The 16971-nt window shown below is 45.7% G+C and carries 14 protein-coding genes; 8 read left to right on the forward strand and 6 right to left on the reverse strand.

Translation table 11 applies throughout. The features are described from left to right. Positions 1-5: 5 nt before the first annotated feature. The 6 genes from GVO62_RS05895 to GVO62_RS05920 form a co-directional block, all read right to left on the reverse strand. Positions 6-2549: a phage protease gene (locus GVO62_RS05895; protein WP_159118152.1), complete on the reverse strand. Its 2544-nt coding sequence runs from the start codon at positions 2547-2549 to the stop codon at positions 6-8. A 70-nt stretch (positions 2550-2619) separates the two neighbouring features. Then, a complete protein-coding gene (locus GVO62_RS05900; RefSeq protein ID WP_159118153.1) occupies positions 2620-3669 on the reverse strand; it encodes a hypothetical protein in 1050 nt (349 codons plus the stop codon). A 10-nt stretch (positions 3670-3679) separates the two neighbouring features. After that, positions 3680-3961, reverse strand: coding sequence for a GroES family chaperonin (locus tag GVO62_RS05905; RefSeq protein WP_159118154.1), 282 nt, complete (start codon positions 3959-3961; stop codon positions 3680-3682). Further along, positions 3945-5342 carry a portal protein gene (locus GVO62_RS05910; protein ID WP_159118155.1) on the reverse strand — a complete coding sequence of 466 codons (1398 nt, stop codon included), beginning with the start codon at positions 5340-5342 and terminating at the stop codon, positions 3945-3947. Before GVO62_RS05910 ends, GVO62_RS05905 begins: the two co-directional genes overlap by 17 nt. Positions 5343-5347: 5 nt before the next feature. After that, the gene (locus GVO62_RS05915; protein ID WP_159118156.1) at positions 5348-6949 is read right to left on the reverse strand and encodes a hypothetical protein; all 1602 of its coding nucleotides are present in this window, start codon (positions 6947-6949) and stop codon (positions 5348-5350) included. After that, positions 6942-7895, reverse strand: a complete 954-nt coding sequence (locus GVO62_RS05920) for a hypothetical protein (RefSeq protein ID WP_159118157.1) — start codon at positions 7893-7895, stop codon at positions 6942-6944. Before GVO62_RS05920 ends, GVO62_RS05915 begins: the two co-directional genes overlap by 8 nt. Positions 7896-8260: 365 nt before the next feature. Between GVO62_RS05920 and rsxA the strand changes: the two genes are divergently transcribed. The 8 genes from rsxA to GVO62_RS05960 all read left to right on the forward strand — a co-directional run bounded on the left by rsxA (position 8261) and on the right by GVO62_RS05960 (position 16964). Continuing rightward, complete coding sequence (gene rsxA / locus GVO62_RS05925) at positions 8261-8842, forward strand: electron transport complex subunit RsxA (protein WP_159118158.1); 582 nt, start codon at positions 8261-8263, stop codon at positions 8840-8842. Then, positions 8842-9423 carry an electron transport complex subunit RsxB gene (gene rsxB, locus GVO62_RS05930; RefSeq protein ID WP_105931837.1) on the forward strand — a complete coding sequence of 194 codons (582 nt, stop codon included), beginning with the start codon at positions 8842-8844 and terminating at the stop codon, positions 9421-9423. Before rsxA ends, rsxB begins: the two co-directional genes overlap by 1 nt. 5 nt (positions 9424-9428) lie before the next feature. Further along, positions 9429-12032, forward strand: coding sequence for an electron transport complex subunit RsxC (gene rsxC, locus GVO62_RS05935; RefSeq protein ID WP_159118199.1), 2604 nt, complete (start codon positions 9429-9431; stop codon positions 12030-12032). Continuing rightward, positions 12029-13114, forward strand: coding sequence for an electron transport complex subunit RsxD (gene rsxD / locus GVO62_RS05940; protein WP_159118159.1), 1086 nt, complete (start codon positions 12029-12031; stop codon positions 13112-13114). Before rsxC ends, rsxD begins: the two co-directional genes overlap by 4 nt. Then, entirely contained in the window at positions 13114-13893 is a 780-nt protein-coding gene (locus GVO62_RS05945; protein ID WP_159118160.1) for an RnfABCDGE type electron transport complex subunit G, read from the forward strand. The genes rsxD and GVO62_RS05945 overlap by 1 nt, the downstream gene beginning before the upstream one ends. Before the next feature lie 2 nt (positions 13894-13895). Then, a complete protein-coding gene (locus tag GVO62_RS05950; RefSeq protein WP_159118161.1) occupies positions 13896-14588 on the forward strand; it encodes an electron transport complex subunit E in 693 nt (230 codons plus the stop codon). A gap of 45 nt (positions 14589-14633) precedes the next feature. Next, positions 14634-15344 (forward strand): endonuclease III domain-containing protein, encoded by a 711-nt coding sequence (locus GVO62_RS05955; protein ID WP_173359488.1) that lies wholly within the window; start codon positions 14634-14636, stop codon positions 15342-15344. Between the two features lie 204 nt (positions 15345-15548). Next, positions 15549-16964 (forward strand): M20/M25/M40 family metallo-hydrolase, encoded by a 1416-nt coding sequence (locus GVO62_RS05960; RefSeq protein ID WP_159118162.1) that lies wholly within the window; start codon positions 15549-15551, stop codon positions 16962-16964. Positions 16965-16971: the final 7 nt, after the last annotated feature.

Consider the following 16971-nt stretch of genomic DNA (forward strand, 5'->3'; position numbering starts at 1 on the left):
CTGGCTTAGCGGCCAGTGCCCGAGTACACAACAACCGAGGTATAACGATCGGCCAGTGGCTTAGGCGTGTGAATAGCGTTGTATTCTTCACCGTAGGCTTCTTTGGTACCGTTCATTTCACCCGTCTCAGGGTCGCGACCTTCTTGCATTTCGCTCATAGAAAACGCTTTTGCTACACGATAATGCGTAGTACCACGTTGGCCCATAAGGATACGTTCGTCACCTAAGTCGATGCCTGGCGCATTCGTAGACCATGCTGGCATTGCTTTAATGGCGGCCAAATCACCCATACCGTTCGTGTCGCTACCGTCACGCTTAAGGCTAACAATGAATTGGTCTGCGTTGGTACACATGTCGTTAAGCGTGTTGCTCATAAGCAGGAAGTTAGGCGCTTGGAAGCGGTCGTCTTTCATTACCGCTTTACGGTTACCAATCTTACGTAGCAAGCCGTTTAAGTGCTGCTCAAGCTTAGTGTCTGCTGGCAGGTCAATGTCGAACATTGCCACGTTTGTTGCACGAGAATATGAAATTGTTGCATTTGTCTCGTTAGGTGTAACCACTTCACCCGTTTCATCAACAAACTGAATGTAGCCCAAGTTACAGTTAGCCAATACGTAATACGTACCAGATGCCTGGTTACCCGTTCCGTCAAACGGCAAAATTTCTGAGCCGCCGAACATGATAGTAATTGGGTTAGATGTATTGCCCACAGTATTGCCTTGAAGGTCGAATACTTGATGTGGACGAACCACTGGGAACGCGCTGGTTTTCACTACTGTATTTGAGCCGTCAAGCTGTGAAGCGATGTTCTCTGCAGTAACTTCAACCGCTGCTAGGCTGTCTGAAATACGTAGCATTTCATTGGCTAGGCGACGCACTACAATTTCACGTAAAATACGTGAACAAGACGCCACATGACGGCCCCATGCATCCCAGTTAATACCGCTTACACGAGTAAAGTGCATTAATTCATTAGACACGTTGAACGCGATTTTCATTGCGTTTACGTATGCCATATCGAAGCGAGTTTGAACACCTGCTTTCGGAATACCACCGCGCTCAAACACTAGGCCATCGTTACGGCCTTTGAACGGTTTACGCTCTTCATACGGAATTTGCGTGGTTGATTGTGCACCCGGGTCTGTCTCGGCTGCTACCAGCTGAAGAATATTCATGTCGTGCAGGGCTTCACGAATTACTTCACGACGGAAAGCATAAGGTAGCGCTGCATCAGAAATACTGCCTTCTTCACCGTTTAGTACTTTGTATTCGCGGTTAAGCTGCTGGTTATACTGACCATCAAACAAGGTAAGTACTTTATCTACGAACGGGTCAACCGTTTCAGATAGGCGAATTGAGCCGTTTGAGAATGACGACGTTTGCTTAAGTTGCTTACGCACATCTTCAGCAAGTTTCATTGCATTAGCATTGTGACCAGAAGCCAGTACAACAGAACCCATCGGGCCATTGCCGCCTTGGAAACCCATGCCAGCCAGTTTGGTTTGCGCTTCTAGCTCTTCACCCAGCACAATTTGCTGTGTTGCCAGTGCTTTTACTTGGCCTTCTGTCATCTCTGCAGTAATAAGATCAGCCGATCTAAGCAGCTTCGCTTTTACACCTTCAGAAAGGCCTTCGGTGCCATTCACTTGCTCAGTGAATAGTTTAACGTTTGCATCGCGCTTAGTTTGAGCGTCAGACAGCACTTTGGCTTTGTCTGCTTCTAGCTTTTCGAATAGCGCTTTAACTTCAGATTCAGACAGGCCAGTACTGTTTACGTTAACAACAGGCACTGCTTCTGGTGAAGTTTCAGCAAGTGCTAACGCCGTTTCTTGCAGACTCGCCATTAACGTTTTTTGCTGGGTTTCATCTGAAATGCCTTCAAGCACTTTCTTAGCTGTATCTACCCATTTAGATATTGCCGACTCGCTTAGCTTTTTATTCGCAAGCGCCTCTTTAAATAACTTAAGTAATTTTTCCACGTTTGATTCCTTAGAGAATTGAACCGCCAGCTGCTGTGAAATTAGCTGCATGCCATCGAAGTCTTCACCTTCCGATAGCTCTACACGGTCTAGATTTTTAATACAGGGGCGAACCACCAAGCCAGCCGCCAAAAGCGTGGGGCCAAATTCGGTATGGGGCTCTTCGTTGCTGACGAAATTTTCAATAAATTCCGCTGACAAGTAGCGATAACCTTTCTTTTCAATCAGTTCTTGACCGAAAGGCGTCCACGCCACTTCACCACGCAGTTTGTTCCCATCCAGGAATAAGCGTGTAATTGTGCCTGCCGCACCGTCACTCGGGTTATGGGCTTTATCTATGAAAATGTCCTGACCAAAAACACCTTTATTGAAGTTATTCACCATGCTTTGCAGCATTGTGGTGCTAATTTCAAAGTGTCCGTAGCGAGGGTCAAAGAATTTACCCGTTCGGGTGATAGTAACCACTGAGGTCTTTTGTTCGGCATCCACCGAAACTGCAGAGGCAAGAAAGCGCACCGTCTTCGTATGAGTAGGTGCTTCCAATTGGATTTTTCGGTTGTGTTGGGGCATGTCCACACTCAACTATTATTAACCTAGTTTGAGTGTGGCAGTGTAGAAAACGCAGCGTTAGGGCAAACTTTTAACCAAAACGGTTTTTCAAGGCCTTCACTTTCGACCTGATCATGGTTTCTTTTAACAGGTCATTTTGTAGCAAGTTGTTCTTATAAACACCCAGTACACCAATGCGAATATTGCCCGATTGATTGCTTAACCACTCTATTCGGTCTTGCTTGGTGGCTCGGTCTTCGTCGGTCACTTCATCGGTAAATACAGCTTCTACATAGCTAAGGGTATTCGGGTGAGCAGGCCACGGGTTTTTGCCTTTTGGATAAACGCCTCTGCCTAACCCAAATCGGTTCACACTTGCATGCATGTCGCAAATATCCACCCTTGGGTGATTAGGGCTAAGCATAAAGCGTGTACCGATAATGTCGTCATCATCTTCCAGGCTATTCTGAAAGGCGATACCATGAGCGCGATTTAGCTCTGTTCTAAACAAACGCCTAGCTTGCCAATAAGCCGCACCTTCATCCTTACCTTGTGCTTTGAGTACGTTTCCTATCTTCTCTGCAGATGCATTATTAACTTTGTTTTTAATTTCTTTAGTGGGCAACTCGTTGTTGGATACCAAACTGGCCGCTGCTTCGCTGGCCGAATGCCCTTGAATAACTGCGCTGTTTATTGCTCGTAGTACTTTGTTCTTATTGTTGTCGTTAATTATCCAAAGTCGGTCAGATAGCTGTAAGCCGTCGTCTTGGGTGAACTGTTTAACGAAACGCGTAGTTCGCTGGGCAATATCTAGCGCCGATTGTGCAACTGAATGCGACAAAAATGGCTTTACACCAGTATTAGCCGACGCCAACAAACTTCTGTTTAGCAGTTCGGTTTGCAGACTTGCCAAATTATTAAGCGCACGTTCTATGTCGGTGCGTAGTGCGGAAAGCTGTTGTAAGCGAATAATGCCGATACTGTCAGCGTAGAAAAGGAGAATACTAATCACCTCTTCTAAGCTGCTCTCATAGTAGCTTTGCAGTTCAGCCAGAGCGCTAAGGTCGAGGGCAAAGTACTCTTTTAAAGCCAATGCCTGTGCCCGTTTTATTATTGCTTTCTTGCGTGATAATTCACTCATGATCACTCACTCATAATATGGCTTGCACATCATTAATAGAAAGCAGGCGTACCGTGGTATCAGCAAGTTCATACCTAAAGCCAGCATACCTACCTAGTAAAACTCTATCCCCTGGCTTAACTATCATCGGCGCCCTTTTACCGTTTTTAAGCACGCGGCCTTCGCCAACCGCTAACACAGTGGCTTGGTTTGACGGGCGACTGTCAATAACATCTAAGACAGACGACGAATTTTCCGGTTTTTCATCAGTAACAACTAAATTATCACCAATGGGTTTAAGCGTTTCGGACATAGGTTGCAGACTCACCTTTAGGCTCATTACCTGGTGTAACTTTAACACGAGGTTTTGGGCTGTCGTTAGTTGGTGTGCCGTCATCATCGTCTTGTTCGCCAGGATAAGGATCACCACTTGATTTCTGGTCTTTGATTTTATCCATAACGTAAGCAGGTTCGAACCCTGCCGTTTCCCATACTAATGAGTCTGGTACACCCAGCGCTTGATACTTAAGCGCCAAGTCTGCTTTCTGATTACGTGTTTCTGTTTTGCGCTCGGTAAACTGCACATTGAAGTTATAAGAGTCGGGATTAATACCGGCTAACAGCAGCTGCAGGCGAAATCCCTCAAAGTAAACTTGTGAAAGGGTATCTTGCAGGCCCTCTATTTCTTCAAAGTAGTCTTTTTTAAGGTCTTCTAGAATGTCTCGGCTTAACCCATCTGAATAACCAAATAAACCTTTTGGTGCTGGGGCGCCGCTAAAGAACGTATCGAGCAAATGCACAACATCGTTAATTTGGTCTAGGTTAGCATCGCCATTAACCCCAGTAACGCCACCCTTTCTGTTTGAATAGAAATCTGTGGTCATTAACCCCTTTTCGTTTTCAATGCCGTTTTTATACTTCTGAAGTTCTTCCGCTGTGGCACCATCAAGAACGTGGCTAAAGCGCTGCGGTGCGCGTGTTCGTCTGCGAATTACTAAATCGTCTTCGGTCATTTGCAGCTGCTTCCACGTTTTTCGTGTGGCATCTAAATAAGGGCGACCATTACAACCAAAATCGTCGTAGTTGTCGGGGTCAATTCTGACAACGGAAAGCTGCCAAAAAGCAAACTCAGCAATAATCTGGTACCCACCAACGGGGTCTAATTGCTTATAGGCTGCGGCGATGTTTTGAAGTTGGCCTGTTGGCAACGTATCAGCAAGAATGGTTTCTGCTGGCATGCGAAGGCCAGACACCATGTTTCGCTGGTCATTCACAACCCACTGCATGGCAAGCGCACCTTCCATCACTGCACCTCGTGCGTCAGAGTGAAGCTTTTGAGGATTATTAAGACCAAGACGGGCAACCCAAAGCTTAAATAGCCGGCTAATACGGTCGTTTTCTTTTCCATTCCACTGCAGACGAATACCGTTTTTTGTTGCATCTCGGGCCATGCGCCTATGAATTCGTTTAACACGAGGGTCGGTGCGGTCCATTTCTCTTATGTGGTGAACTGACGCTTTATACTCAGGAGACACATAAAGTTCATTGTACAAACGTCTTACATAATTTTCAGTGTTAACCGTGGTACCACCACGCGTGTTTGCTTTGTGCTGGGCCTCTTCGCTCTTACTTACAGCATCTACCGAGGAAGTATGGCGGCCAAGCGCTCGGTTAATTGTTGCAATAATTCCCATACTCTCTATACCCCTGGTAATAAAATGGTGGTGCCTAGCAATTCTTCGCGACTTCGGGAAGATGACATTACGGCTGTATTTGGTTTTGGTTGGCCTCGTGTAGCAAGCGCCCACACAGACGCCATAGCAGCGTCGAATAAGTCATCGCCTATTTTCTTTAGCACCATTACGTAACTTGAATAACTCTTACTGGTTTCTTCTGGCTTAATGTTCGATAGCTGCTTAATAAAGGTTTTCATATCTGAAATCGCTAAACTATCGATATCTAAGCCGGACGGCTCTAAATGTTCGACGTAAGGAATAACGGCGTGGCCGTGGTGGAAAACCCCTCTTAATGCTTGCGCCATACTGTGTTTTATTGAGCCCTCAAAACGCAAGGGTGCAAAGGCCCAATCATTCCATGCTGAAGCATTCGACTCACCATCATTAATCGCTCGTATATCAACTGGGGTGAGGCCTTCATAATAAAGGTCGTGGTTTAACTGGGTAAGCATACCTAAGCCGTAAGCATCGCCTATGGCGTAGTCGGGACGAAAGTAACGCCAGAACGCAAGCAAGTCATTTTTAACAACCGAGTCGTCGGTACCTGCAGCCCATGTCTTTGCAAACACAAAAACAACATAGTTTCCGACTTGCTCAGTAACAATAAATGCATGCTTTGATGCCGTAGCGCTCTCACCATGGCCTGCAGCATCGTAACCAAAACTTAATAAACCGCGTTTTCTATATCTGGCACCAGGCTCGGGGATAACCATTTCAATGTTGGTTTTTGCGCCCATCTGAATGGCTGCACGAATATACTTTTCCCAAATTAAGTTAGTAGAACTGGTGTTAATGCACAGCAGCTGGCGAATGTACTCTTCGGGTGAAAGCTGAACTTTCATGTCGTCGATAAACTTACCGTTTAGGATCCCAAGCTCTACCCCTAAGTGACAATCGACCGTAGGCAATAAGTGATATTTCTTCGTTTCTAACAAACTTGAAAGTACCGACGCCCCTTTAAATACACCTGTAATTCTAATTATTGGTTCGTTCTTGGCGTTTTCGTCAGCACCTAAGCGGCGTGTCGAACCCATGGTAAGTAGGAAACGGGAATTAAGGCGCTCTTGGTCTAAGTCGTCGACCTCTTCAATAGAGGCCAAGGTTAAATCGCCGCCGTCGATTTGGGAAAAGATACCGTAACCTCGCGCTATGCTTCGGTTGCAGAACCTAAAATAAGTATCGCTCATTTGCTTACGGCCATTACGGTATTCAATAAAGTTACCGAGAATTTCAGACCGACGAATAGCGTCTAGGTGGTAGTTAAGGTTAACCAGGCTTTGTGCTTCTTTGGGCGCCACAATCCCCAGTTCTTGGTCGGGATTCGTTGCCAGGTATTCGAGGTTCCACATTTCTTTAACTGCGGTTTTACCTGTACGACGGCAACTGTTATCGATGGTGTTTGGGTACCTATCCATTTCATAACACTTAAGTACCTGCATTGGGTCTAGTGTTATGTCGTGAACATGCTTATGCCAAAGGGAATGGTCACCCTTGTAACGCATAATTTCAGCTTCAGCCAAATGCTGCAGGCGCTGCCTTTCTTTTGCGGTTACACGTTCAGCCATCGCCGTTCGCTTTCTTGTGTTCTAGCAATATTTCATCTTGGCTAAGCGCATTCTGAGAATTCACTATTTTTTCGCGCAAGCTATCGAGTAATTCATGCTGTTTATTTTGGAAGTCGGCCAAGCTCTGCTTATCTTTGCCTTCTTGCTGTAAGCGGCCCATCTGAATTTCATTCTCTTCACGCACTTTTTGCGTCATGCCCAAATCAGCCAGGGTAAGATTGTTTTTGCTCATTAGGTCGAAGATATGCTTAAGCAGCGGATTGGCTTTCGTATCCATAATGGTGGTTTTCTTGCCAGTTTCACTATCAGTGTACTGAGCAAGGTGAAAGCCACCGTCTTTATCAAATGAGAATGCCGGTGTTTCTAGCACGACACCTTTATTAATTACGCTTATCAGCATGTCATCCATTAACGAAGCAAAGTTAGCCTGTTGCATCGCTTGGTGCTCTCTCAGCATTTTTGGGTCGTGACTTTCAATGGCGATCAGATGGCGCATAAATAATTCAGTTTTGCGCATGCATGCCACTTGCTGGCTGCAGTAGTCAAAATCGATATCGCATGTTTCACACGCATCATATTTGCCAGGCTTCGCAGGAAAATAGAGCGCTTGCTTTGCCGCTGCGCCGTGTTTCAACGCATTAAATCGCGTTCTTAACGCTTCCTCTGGTGTAGGGTGGCCGTCCAAGTTTGCTGCAGAGGCCGCTTTACCTTCCAGTGTTTTGGGGCCTGTTGATTTCACATAGCTGCTGAATAAGCCGCGCTGCCATGGAATTTGCTGCGAATGCGCTCTACATGACGGGCAAGTGGCAAAATAACGGTAAGGGTGAGCTAAATTTTCATCACTAACCACTTCCTCGGGCTCTGAATCCCACACGTGCAAACACACATCACATTTAAATGTAATGTGGTTACGTGGCTCTAAGAACTTGCTTTTGTCCGTTTTCATACTGCCATTTTGGTGCAGCAGAAAAAGCAGCGTTAGGGCAAATTCACATTAGGGGGGAACTATTTAAAAAATATACAGCTATGCCGCTTTTCTCAATTGTGGCGGCAACTTACGCCTAAATTCGACCATTGGCACGTTAATAGTTCCCAGTAAGGAGGGCTCGGGGAGCCACTTAGTTGGCTCTCAAATCGTCCTACCCACATCCATTTATTTTAATTCCCAAAACAACGCGTTTAGACATTAAATAACCCTAATTCAATCAAGTTGTTAAACCCGTTCTAAAAAGGGATAATAGAAACAATCTATCTTTCTTTTTAAAGCACGGGCAATGTCCGTCTAGATTCCTCGAAGGAATTGCGTTTTTCATGACTGAATTTTTACTGCTATTGATTGGTACAGTACTGGTTAACAACTTCGTGTTGGTCAAGTTTCTCGGGTTATGCCCATTCATGGGTGTTTCTGGAAAACTAGAGACCGCCATGGGCATGTCTATGGCAACCACATTCGTACTCACTCTCGCCTCTGCAACAAGCTATTTGGTAGAAACCTATTTACTCGCACCTTTGGGTATTGGTTATTTAAGAACACTAGCTTTTATCCTTGTTATAGCAGTAGTGGTTCAGTTCACTGAAATGGTGGTACACAAAACCAGTCCTACCTTATATAGGCTACTGGGTATTTTTCTTCCTCTCATTACGACTAATTGCGCAGTATTAGGCATTGCACTTTTGAACCTCACAGAACAGCACAATTTCATGCAAAGCCTCATATATGGTTTTGGCGCTGCCGTTGGCTTTTCGTTGGTACTAGTGCTTTTTGCTGCGATGCGCGAGCGACTCGCAGCAGCGGATGTACCTGTTTCATTTAAAGGCGCGTCAATAGCCATGATTACGGCAGGTCTTATGTCTCTTGCTTTCATGGGCTTTAGTGGTTTGGTGAAGCTATAATGACGATGTCTACTGCCATAATTTTTGCCGTTGCTGCAATCGGTGTATTAGCCCTAATATTTGGCCTTGTTTTAGGCTACGCCAGCATCCGCTTTAAAGTGGAAGGTGACCCGCTCGTAGAGCAAATAGATGCCGTGCTTCCACAAACCCAATGTGGCCAATGTGGCTATCCAGGATGTAAGCCTTACGCTGAAGCAATAGCCGAGGGCGATGATATTAATAAGTGCCCTCCCGGTGGTGAATCTACCATCAAAAAGCTTGCTGATTTGATGGGTGTTGAACCTAAACCCCTCGATGCAGCCCACGGCGAGGAAGACGTCAAAAAAGTCGCCTTTATTCGTGAGGATGAATGCATTGGTTGTACGAAGTGCATTCAAGCATGTCCTGTTGACGCTATTTTGGGCGCGGCAAAGCATATGCACACTGTCATTACCGATGAGTGCACAGGGTGCGACCTGTGTGTAGACCCCTGCCCTGTTGACTGTATTGATATGGTTCCTATCACTGAAACTACTTCTACGTGGAAGTGGGATTTTTCATCATCACCTAAAGGTGATATTCCCATAAAAATGGTGTCGTAATTGTGATGTATCCAAGTTTTGATTCAATTATAGAAACCTTAAATGCGGGAAAAACATACTCGTTTCCGGGTGGTGTACACCCAGACGATAAAAAGGCCCTTTCTAACACTTCTATTATCCAGAAGCCTTCTATGCCCGAATTATTGGTAGTGCCGCTTCGACAGCATATTGGCTCAGATGGAATATGCTGCGTAGAGGTTGGTGATACAGTATTAAAAGGTCAAGTTCTCTCGCAAAGCTCTTCGCCTTTTTCAGTGCCTGTTCACGCGCCAACTTCGGGTGAAGTCGTGGCTATTGCGCCGCATGTTGTGGCGCACCCTAGCGGCCTTACAGAAATGTGTGTTTCGATACGCCCTGACGGCAAAGATACATGGTGTGAACTGTCTGCTACTACGAATTACAGTAATGTCGACAAAAGCCAGCTGATTGATGCTATCTGTCAGGCAGGTATTTCAGGCATGGGCGGTGCGGGCTTCCCTACTCACATTAAAACATCGACCTCAAAACCAGTTGAATTTCTCATTTTAAATGGTATTGAGTGCGAGCCATATATTACTTCTGACGATCGCCTTATGCGCGAGCATGCGTGGCAAATACGCCAGGGGCTGGATATTCTTGTACACTTAATCGGCCCCAAAGCGATTATTGTGGCAGTAGAGGATAACAAACCAGAAGCGTTTGAAGCGTTAAATATTGCCTGCCAGGATAAGAAAGATTATCGGGTAGTCAGCGTAGAAACCAAATACCCTGCTGGTGGTGAGAAACAACTCATTCAAGTCATCACTGGCCGAGAAGTGCCAAGAAACGGCCTTCCAGCGGATATTGGTGTAATGATGTTTAACGTAGGCACCTGCTACGCTATTGCTGATGCCATTTTGCATGGCAAACCACTTATTGAACGAATTGTCACTGTGACCGGTGAAGCCGTTGAGTCACCCAGCAACTTCCGAGCACTGATAGGTACTCCTGTTTCTCATTTATTGAGCGAAGCCAAATACAATCCGAAAAAGCAAAAAGCGCCTAAAGTGGTAATGGGCGGACCCATGATGGGATTTACCTTATCGGATGCAACCATACCCGTGGTAAAAACCACCAATTGTTTACTTGTTCCTGCAAAAAAAGAGCTCGTCGACGACAATGTTGAGCGACCATGTATTCGCTGCAGCGCGTGCGCTGATGCCTGCCCAGCCTCTCTGCTACCTCAGCAAATGTTTTGGCATGCCAAAGCAAAAGAATATGACAAGGCGGAAGAATACGACCTGTTCGACTGCATTGAATGCGGTGCTTGCGCGTACGTTTGCCCGAGCGAAATACCGCTAGTCCATTATTATCGCCAAGCCAAAGTAGAAATTCGTCTACAGCGTGATGAGAAGAATAAAGCAGAAAAAGCAAAGCAACGTTTTGAAGCTCGCAAAGAACGCTTAGAGCGGGAAAAGCGTGAACGTGAAGAAAAGCACAGAAAAGCCAAAGAAGCGCGTTTAGCTGCTAATAAAGCGAAAGAACACAATGCTGAAGCAGTCGATAACGCCAGCAATACTGACGTAACAGAAGCGAAAGACAAAGTGGCCGCGGCGCTTGCTCGCGCGAAAGCTAAAAAAGCTGCTTTGCAGGCTAATTCAAGTAATGAGAGTACAACGTCGAACACTGGCGAACCAAGCACTGCAACAGACGATAAGAAGGCTCAGGTAGCGGCCGCTATTGCCAGAGCTAAGGCGAAAAAAGCGGCGCAAGCTCAAAGTGAAAAGGTCGACGAATCATCGTCTATTCAACCTGCTGCGCCATCGCCTGAAGATGAGAAAAAAGCCAAAGTTGCTGCAGCTATTGCAAGAGCAAAAGCGAAAGAAGCAGCACAAGCTGCTCCCTCTGAAGAGCCGATCCCCGGAAACCACTCAGACGAACACGCAGACAAACATGCAGACGAAGACGTCGCAAAAAACATAGAAGAATTTACCGCTGATAACAATGTAAAACTATCAGCAGAAGAACAGAAAAAAGCGCGAATTGCAGCGGCAGTGGCGAAAGCAAAAGCCCAAAAAGCGGCCAAAAGTATGTCCGAAAATGGGCTGCCAGAATCGTCATCTCCAGCACAATCTCCTTCTCAAAGCATCGCTCAGTCAGGCGAGCAGAAGAATGAGCAACAGGACGAGAAACGGGCAAGAATTGCCGCAGCAGTAGCTAAAGCGAAGGCCAAAAAGGCAGAGGCTGAAGTAGCGCAAACGGTTAGTTCTGCCGGTAATGAAAAAGAAAACGAAGAAATCGTTCATTTACCAGAAAGCAACAGTACTCAACAAGAAAGCAACGCAGACTCTTCCGGAAAAAGCGAGGCGGACGAGAAAAAAGCCCGAATTGCAGCAGCCGTAGCCAAAGCTAAAGCGAAAAAGCGTGCCCTAGCAAGCCAAGAAGAATCATCGCCTACCGAAAACAATGAGACAGAGAGCCAGGCGAAGGGCGAACCGAGTGAATCACCCTCGCAGGACAATGCAGAAACGAACACGCAAGACGGCGCTCCGATGTCAGGGCAGGATGAAAAGAAAGCACGTATTGCCGCAGCTATCGCTAAAGCTAAGGCGAAAAAAGCCGCTGCAGATAAAGAGAAAGAATCACAATGAAATTAAGTTTATCGAGTTCGCCACACCAGCGGGTTAAACGCGATACGGGTCAAGTCATGCGCATGGTGATTTACGCCATGATCCCAGGAATGATTGCGCAGTCCTTCTTTTTTGGTTGGGGCATGTTAATACAGTCAGTGATTGCTGTAGTAAGTGCACTGGTTTTTGAAGGCCTTATTTTATACCTTCGGAATCGCCCTATAGAGCGCACACTTACCGACTATAGCGCCGTTTTAACTGGGCTTTTAATCGCAATAAGCATTCCGCCCACCCTCCCTTGGTGGATGACGGTAACCGGTGTTTTCTTTGCCATTGCAGTAGCTAAACAAGTTTATGGTGGCTTAGGATTCAACATTTTTAACCCTGCAATGATCGCTTACGTTGTTCTGCTCATTTCGTTTCCTGCCGCCATGAGCTTATGGTTGCCTCCCACTACTCACGCTGGGATTACTCCGAGCTTCTTCGACGCTGTTTCGCTGATATTTACGGGGTTTACAACAAGTGGATATGACGTTACTCAGCTTAAAACCATTGCCGATGGTGTAACGATGGCGACACCATTGGACACGTTGAAAACCGATCTAACTCAAGGTGTCACCTACTCAGAATCACTCACTAAGCCAATTTTCGATGGCGGTTTTTTTGAAGCCGCTGGCGCAGGCTGGGGAATAGTGAGTATTGCTTATTTGCTGGGTGGACTATATTTATGGAAAACCCGCATAATCAGCTGGCATATTCCAGGCGGCATGTTAATGAGTGTGTTTGTCTGCGCTTCACTGCTTCATTTAGCCAATGCTGATTACTATGCCTCACCGCTTTTCCATTTGTTTAATGGCGCAGTTATGGTTGGCGCATTCTTTATCGCCACCGATCCTGTATCAGCATCGACCACACCTAAAGGGCGTATCATTTTTGGGGCGGCCATCGGCTTTTGGATTGTTATCATTCGGACGTTTGGTGGATATCCAGATGCTGTAGCGTTTGCAGTGATCATTATGAATATGGCTGTACCGCTTATCGATTATTACACTCGCCCACGTGTTTATGGGAAAAATGCCGATAAAGGTCGAGGTAAATATTAATGATGAAAGACAGCTTAACTAAAAACGGGTTGATGTTAGGTGCGTTTGCCGTCGTGACTACCGCTCTTATCTCGCTTACCTTTTATGGCACTAAAGATAAGATTGAGCAACAAAAGCAGCAGAAACTACTGAGCGTGCTCAATGAAGTAGTGCCCAGTGAATTTCACGATAATCCACTATACGCAAACTGCACTCAAGTGACGGCAACCGAATTAGGCGCAAAAAAAGCGCACAAAGTTTACCGAGCCACGTTGAACGGTAAACCGAGTGCAGTGGTGCTTGAGGCCACCGCTCCTGACGGTTATAGCGGTGATATTGATTTAGTTGTAGGCGTCAGTGTGAACGCATCTGAGTTTTTAAATTCAAAAGACAATGAGGGTGTAAATAAAGTTAATCAAGACGAGAGAAAACCTACTGAAAATAAAATGACGGTACTCGGTGTTAGAGTGATTGAACACAAAGAAACGCCAGGGTTAGGCGATAAGATTGAGCTTGCGGTTAGTAACTGGATCACCACGTTTAGCGACAGACCTTTCTCAAACGATAATTTAGCACCATGGCAAGTCAAAAAAGATGGCGGCGAGTTCGACCAATTTACTGGCGCAACCATTACGCCACGGGCGGTAGTAGGCGCAGTGCGTGAAGCCTTGTTGTATGCACAGGCTAACCAGTCGGCGTTATTCTCTGCCCCTAACACTTGCCAACGCAAAGATAACGCTAACACCGCTGAGCCTAACGACATTTATGAGGCACACCCTCAACAAGTAGAGGAGCTTTAAACGTGACCGATTTTCGCGACCTATCGCTACAAGGGCTCTGGAAAAACAATCCAGCTTTAGTTCAGCTGCTTGGGCTGTGCCCCTTGTTAGCGGTTACCGCTACCTTTATCAATGGCTTAGGTTTAGGCCTTGCCACCATGCTTGTTCTGATTGGTAGCAACGTAACCGTATCATTAGTGCGAAACCTAGTAAGAAATGAAATCCGTATCCCTGTTTTCGTCATGATTATTGCTGCCTTTGTTACTATTATTCAGCTGCTAATGAATGCATTTACTTACGAGCTTTACTTAGCCTTAGGCATTTTTATTCCGCTTATTGTCACCAACTGCGCAATCATTGGTCGCGCTGAAGCATTTGCCTCTAAAAACGACCCTCTTGCCTCCGCTTATGACGGGCTTATGATGGGATTAGGTTTTACTGCCGTATTGGTCATTTTAGGTGGTATGCGTGAAATTTTGGGCGCAGGAACATTATTAGCCGGAGCTGATAGGCTATTTGGTCCAATTGCTGAAAACTGGACAGTCGTGCTGTTTAGTACCGAGAACCCTTTCCTGCTGGCCGTTCTTCCTCCCGGTGCGTTCTTAGGAATGGGCTTGCTCATCGCTATAAAGAATATTATTGACGCAAAAATTGCTGCACAGCAAACTGTAACAACAGAAAAAGCTGCACGGGTGCGTGTTACTGCTGAAAGCTAGTCATCCTTTACCGAGACCATAAAATAAGAGTAAGAGTCTGTCTTAATGTTAGATGTTGCTAAGCCCATCTCAAAGCAAGAAAAAGTCAAAGAAATCATGCGAATTTTGGATGAACTTTATCCAGAAGTACCTATTTTCCTAGATCATAAAGATCCCTACACTCTTCTAATCGCTGTGCTGCTATCAGCGCAGTGCACTGACGAAAGGGTCAATCAGATTACTCCGAAGCTATTTGCTCGCGCCGATAACCCTTATGACATGGTGATGATGAGTATTGAAGAAATTCAAGACATTATCCGTCCTTGTGGTTTATCGCCCATGAAATCTAAAGGGATCTGGCATTTATCCGACATGATTATCAAGCTACATAACGGTGAAGTTCCAGCAAGCTTTGAGGCATTAGAAGCGATGCCGGCTGTAGGACATAAAACCGCAGCAGTTGTCATGTCTCAGGGGTTTGGCATCCCTGCATTTCCCGTAGATACCCATATCCATCGACTCATGTATCGCTGGGGCCTTTCAAACGGAAAAAGTGTAGAGCAAACCGAGCGTGACGCAAAACGCCTGTTCCCCCGAGAGAGATGGAACGACCTGCATCTACAAATCATTCTTTATGGAAGAGAATACTGCCCTGCCCGCGGATTTGACTTAAATAAGTGCGTTATTACACGAGAATTCGGAAGGAAAAGCTTCATTAACGAAGTACTCAAAGAGCAAGAGAAAAAACAAAAGCTGATGCTGAAGAAGCGGAAATAAAAACATTTTAAGAGGAGTCGAAAGACTCCTTTTTTATTTTTTTCTATCTCATATAACAGATCGCACCAAACGACTTTACGATTAACGAACCACTAGGGCTTATGGTTTGCCTCGAAAGCACCAATCAAATTGGCTATGATTGATATGTCATATTTGTGCCAACGCAAATAAAATAGAAATATAAAAATAACTCACGGAGAACACATGTCTCGATTAAATACTATCGCTAAAAGTTTAGCGCTTGGTGCATTGGTAAGTGCTTGCAGTTTTGGCGTTTTCGCTGAAAGCTCACCAATTACGCCTCAACAGAAAAAAAATGCTGAAGCACTTATCCAAAAAGCACTAAAAAGTGACTTAGGCTATAGCATTGTAGAATCACTTACTACAGAAGTAGGCCCTCGATTAGGCGGCTCTGAAGCAGAGAAACGCGCAAGAGATTGGGGCGTTGAAGTAGGAACTCGATTGGGCTTCGATAAAGTTAGTGTAGAAGAGTTCACTATGCCTTTTTGGGATAGAGGTCATTTACATATTTCACTTACTTCACCCTATGCACAACCGCTTTATGGCACTGCGTTAGGTGGTGCGGCCCCTTCAGAAAAAGAAATTAATGCAGACATTGTGTATTTCCGCGACATTCACGCTTTAACAGCTGTTGAAAACGGTGCTCTGGAAGGCAAAATTGCCTTCGTCGATGGCGACGCCATGGTGAAAAGTCAAACAGGTGCAGGCTACGGTCAGGCTAACCAACGTCGCCGTATAGGGTGGCAGCATGCTCAACGCGGTGGTGCTGAGGCACTGGTAGTGCGTTCAGTGGGTTCGGATTCTCATCGTTTTCCTCACTCAGGCATGATGAGTTCTGATGGCGAAAACTGGGCAGATATCCCCGTCGTTGCTATCTCAAACCCAGATGCTGATCATTTACGACGTCTACACAATCTTGGTAAACCACTCTCACTTTCGCTTCATTCGGAATCCAAGTGGAAGGGCGAAGTAAGCAGCGGCAACGTCATTTTAGATTTAGTCGGTAGTGAAAAGCCTGAAGAAATCGTGCTTATAGGCGGCCACTTAGACAGTTGGGACTTAGGTACGGGCGCGGTCGATGATGGTGCTGGTATTGCAATAACAACGGCGGCTGCCGCGTTAATTGCTTCACTTCCTGAACGCCCTAAACGCACTATTCGTGTAGTTATGTTTGGTGCTGAAGAAGTTGGCCTGTTAGGCGCATTTGCTTACGCAAAACAGCATGAGAAGAACCTTAATAATCATGTGCTGGCGACAGAGTCTGACTTTGGGGCGCAAACTATTTGGCAACTGGTGTCTAATGTAAACTCCGAAGCAACAGTACTAGTAGATGAAATCGCAAAGATTCTTTCTCCACTTGGCATTGTTCGAGGCGGCGCTGATATCGCCGGCGGCGGTCCGGATATTATTCCACTTGCAGCGAAAGGCGTGCCTACAATTAGACTGAATCAGAACGGAAGGGACTATTTCGATCTTCACCACACTCCGGATGACACTTTAGATAAAATCAATCCCGATGAGCTTGCGCAAAACATCGCAGCATACGCAGCTAGCATATACTTACTTGCTGATTCCGAGATAGATTTGAAAGCAAAATAATTTCGAA

Source organism: Alteromonas sp. KUL150 (assembly GCF_009811475.1).
In the GTDB taxonomy this organism is placed as follows: domain Bacteria; phylum Pseudomonadota; class Gammaproteobacteria; order Enterobacterales; family Alteromonadaceae; genus Alteromonas; species Alteromonas gracilis.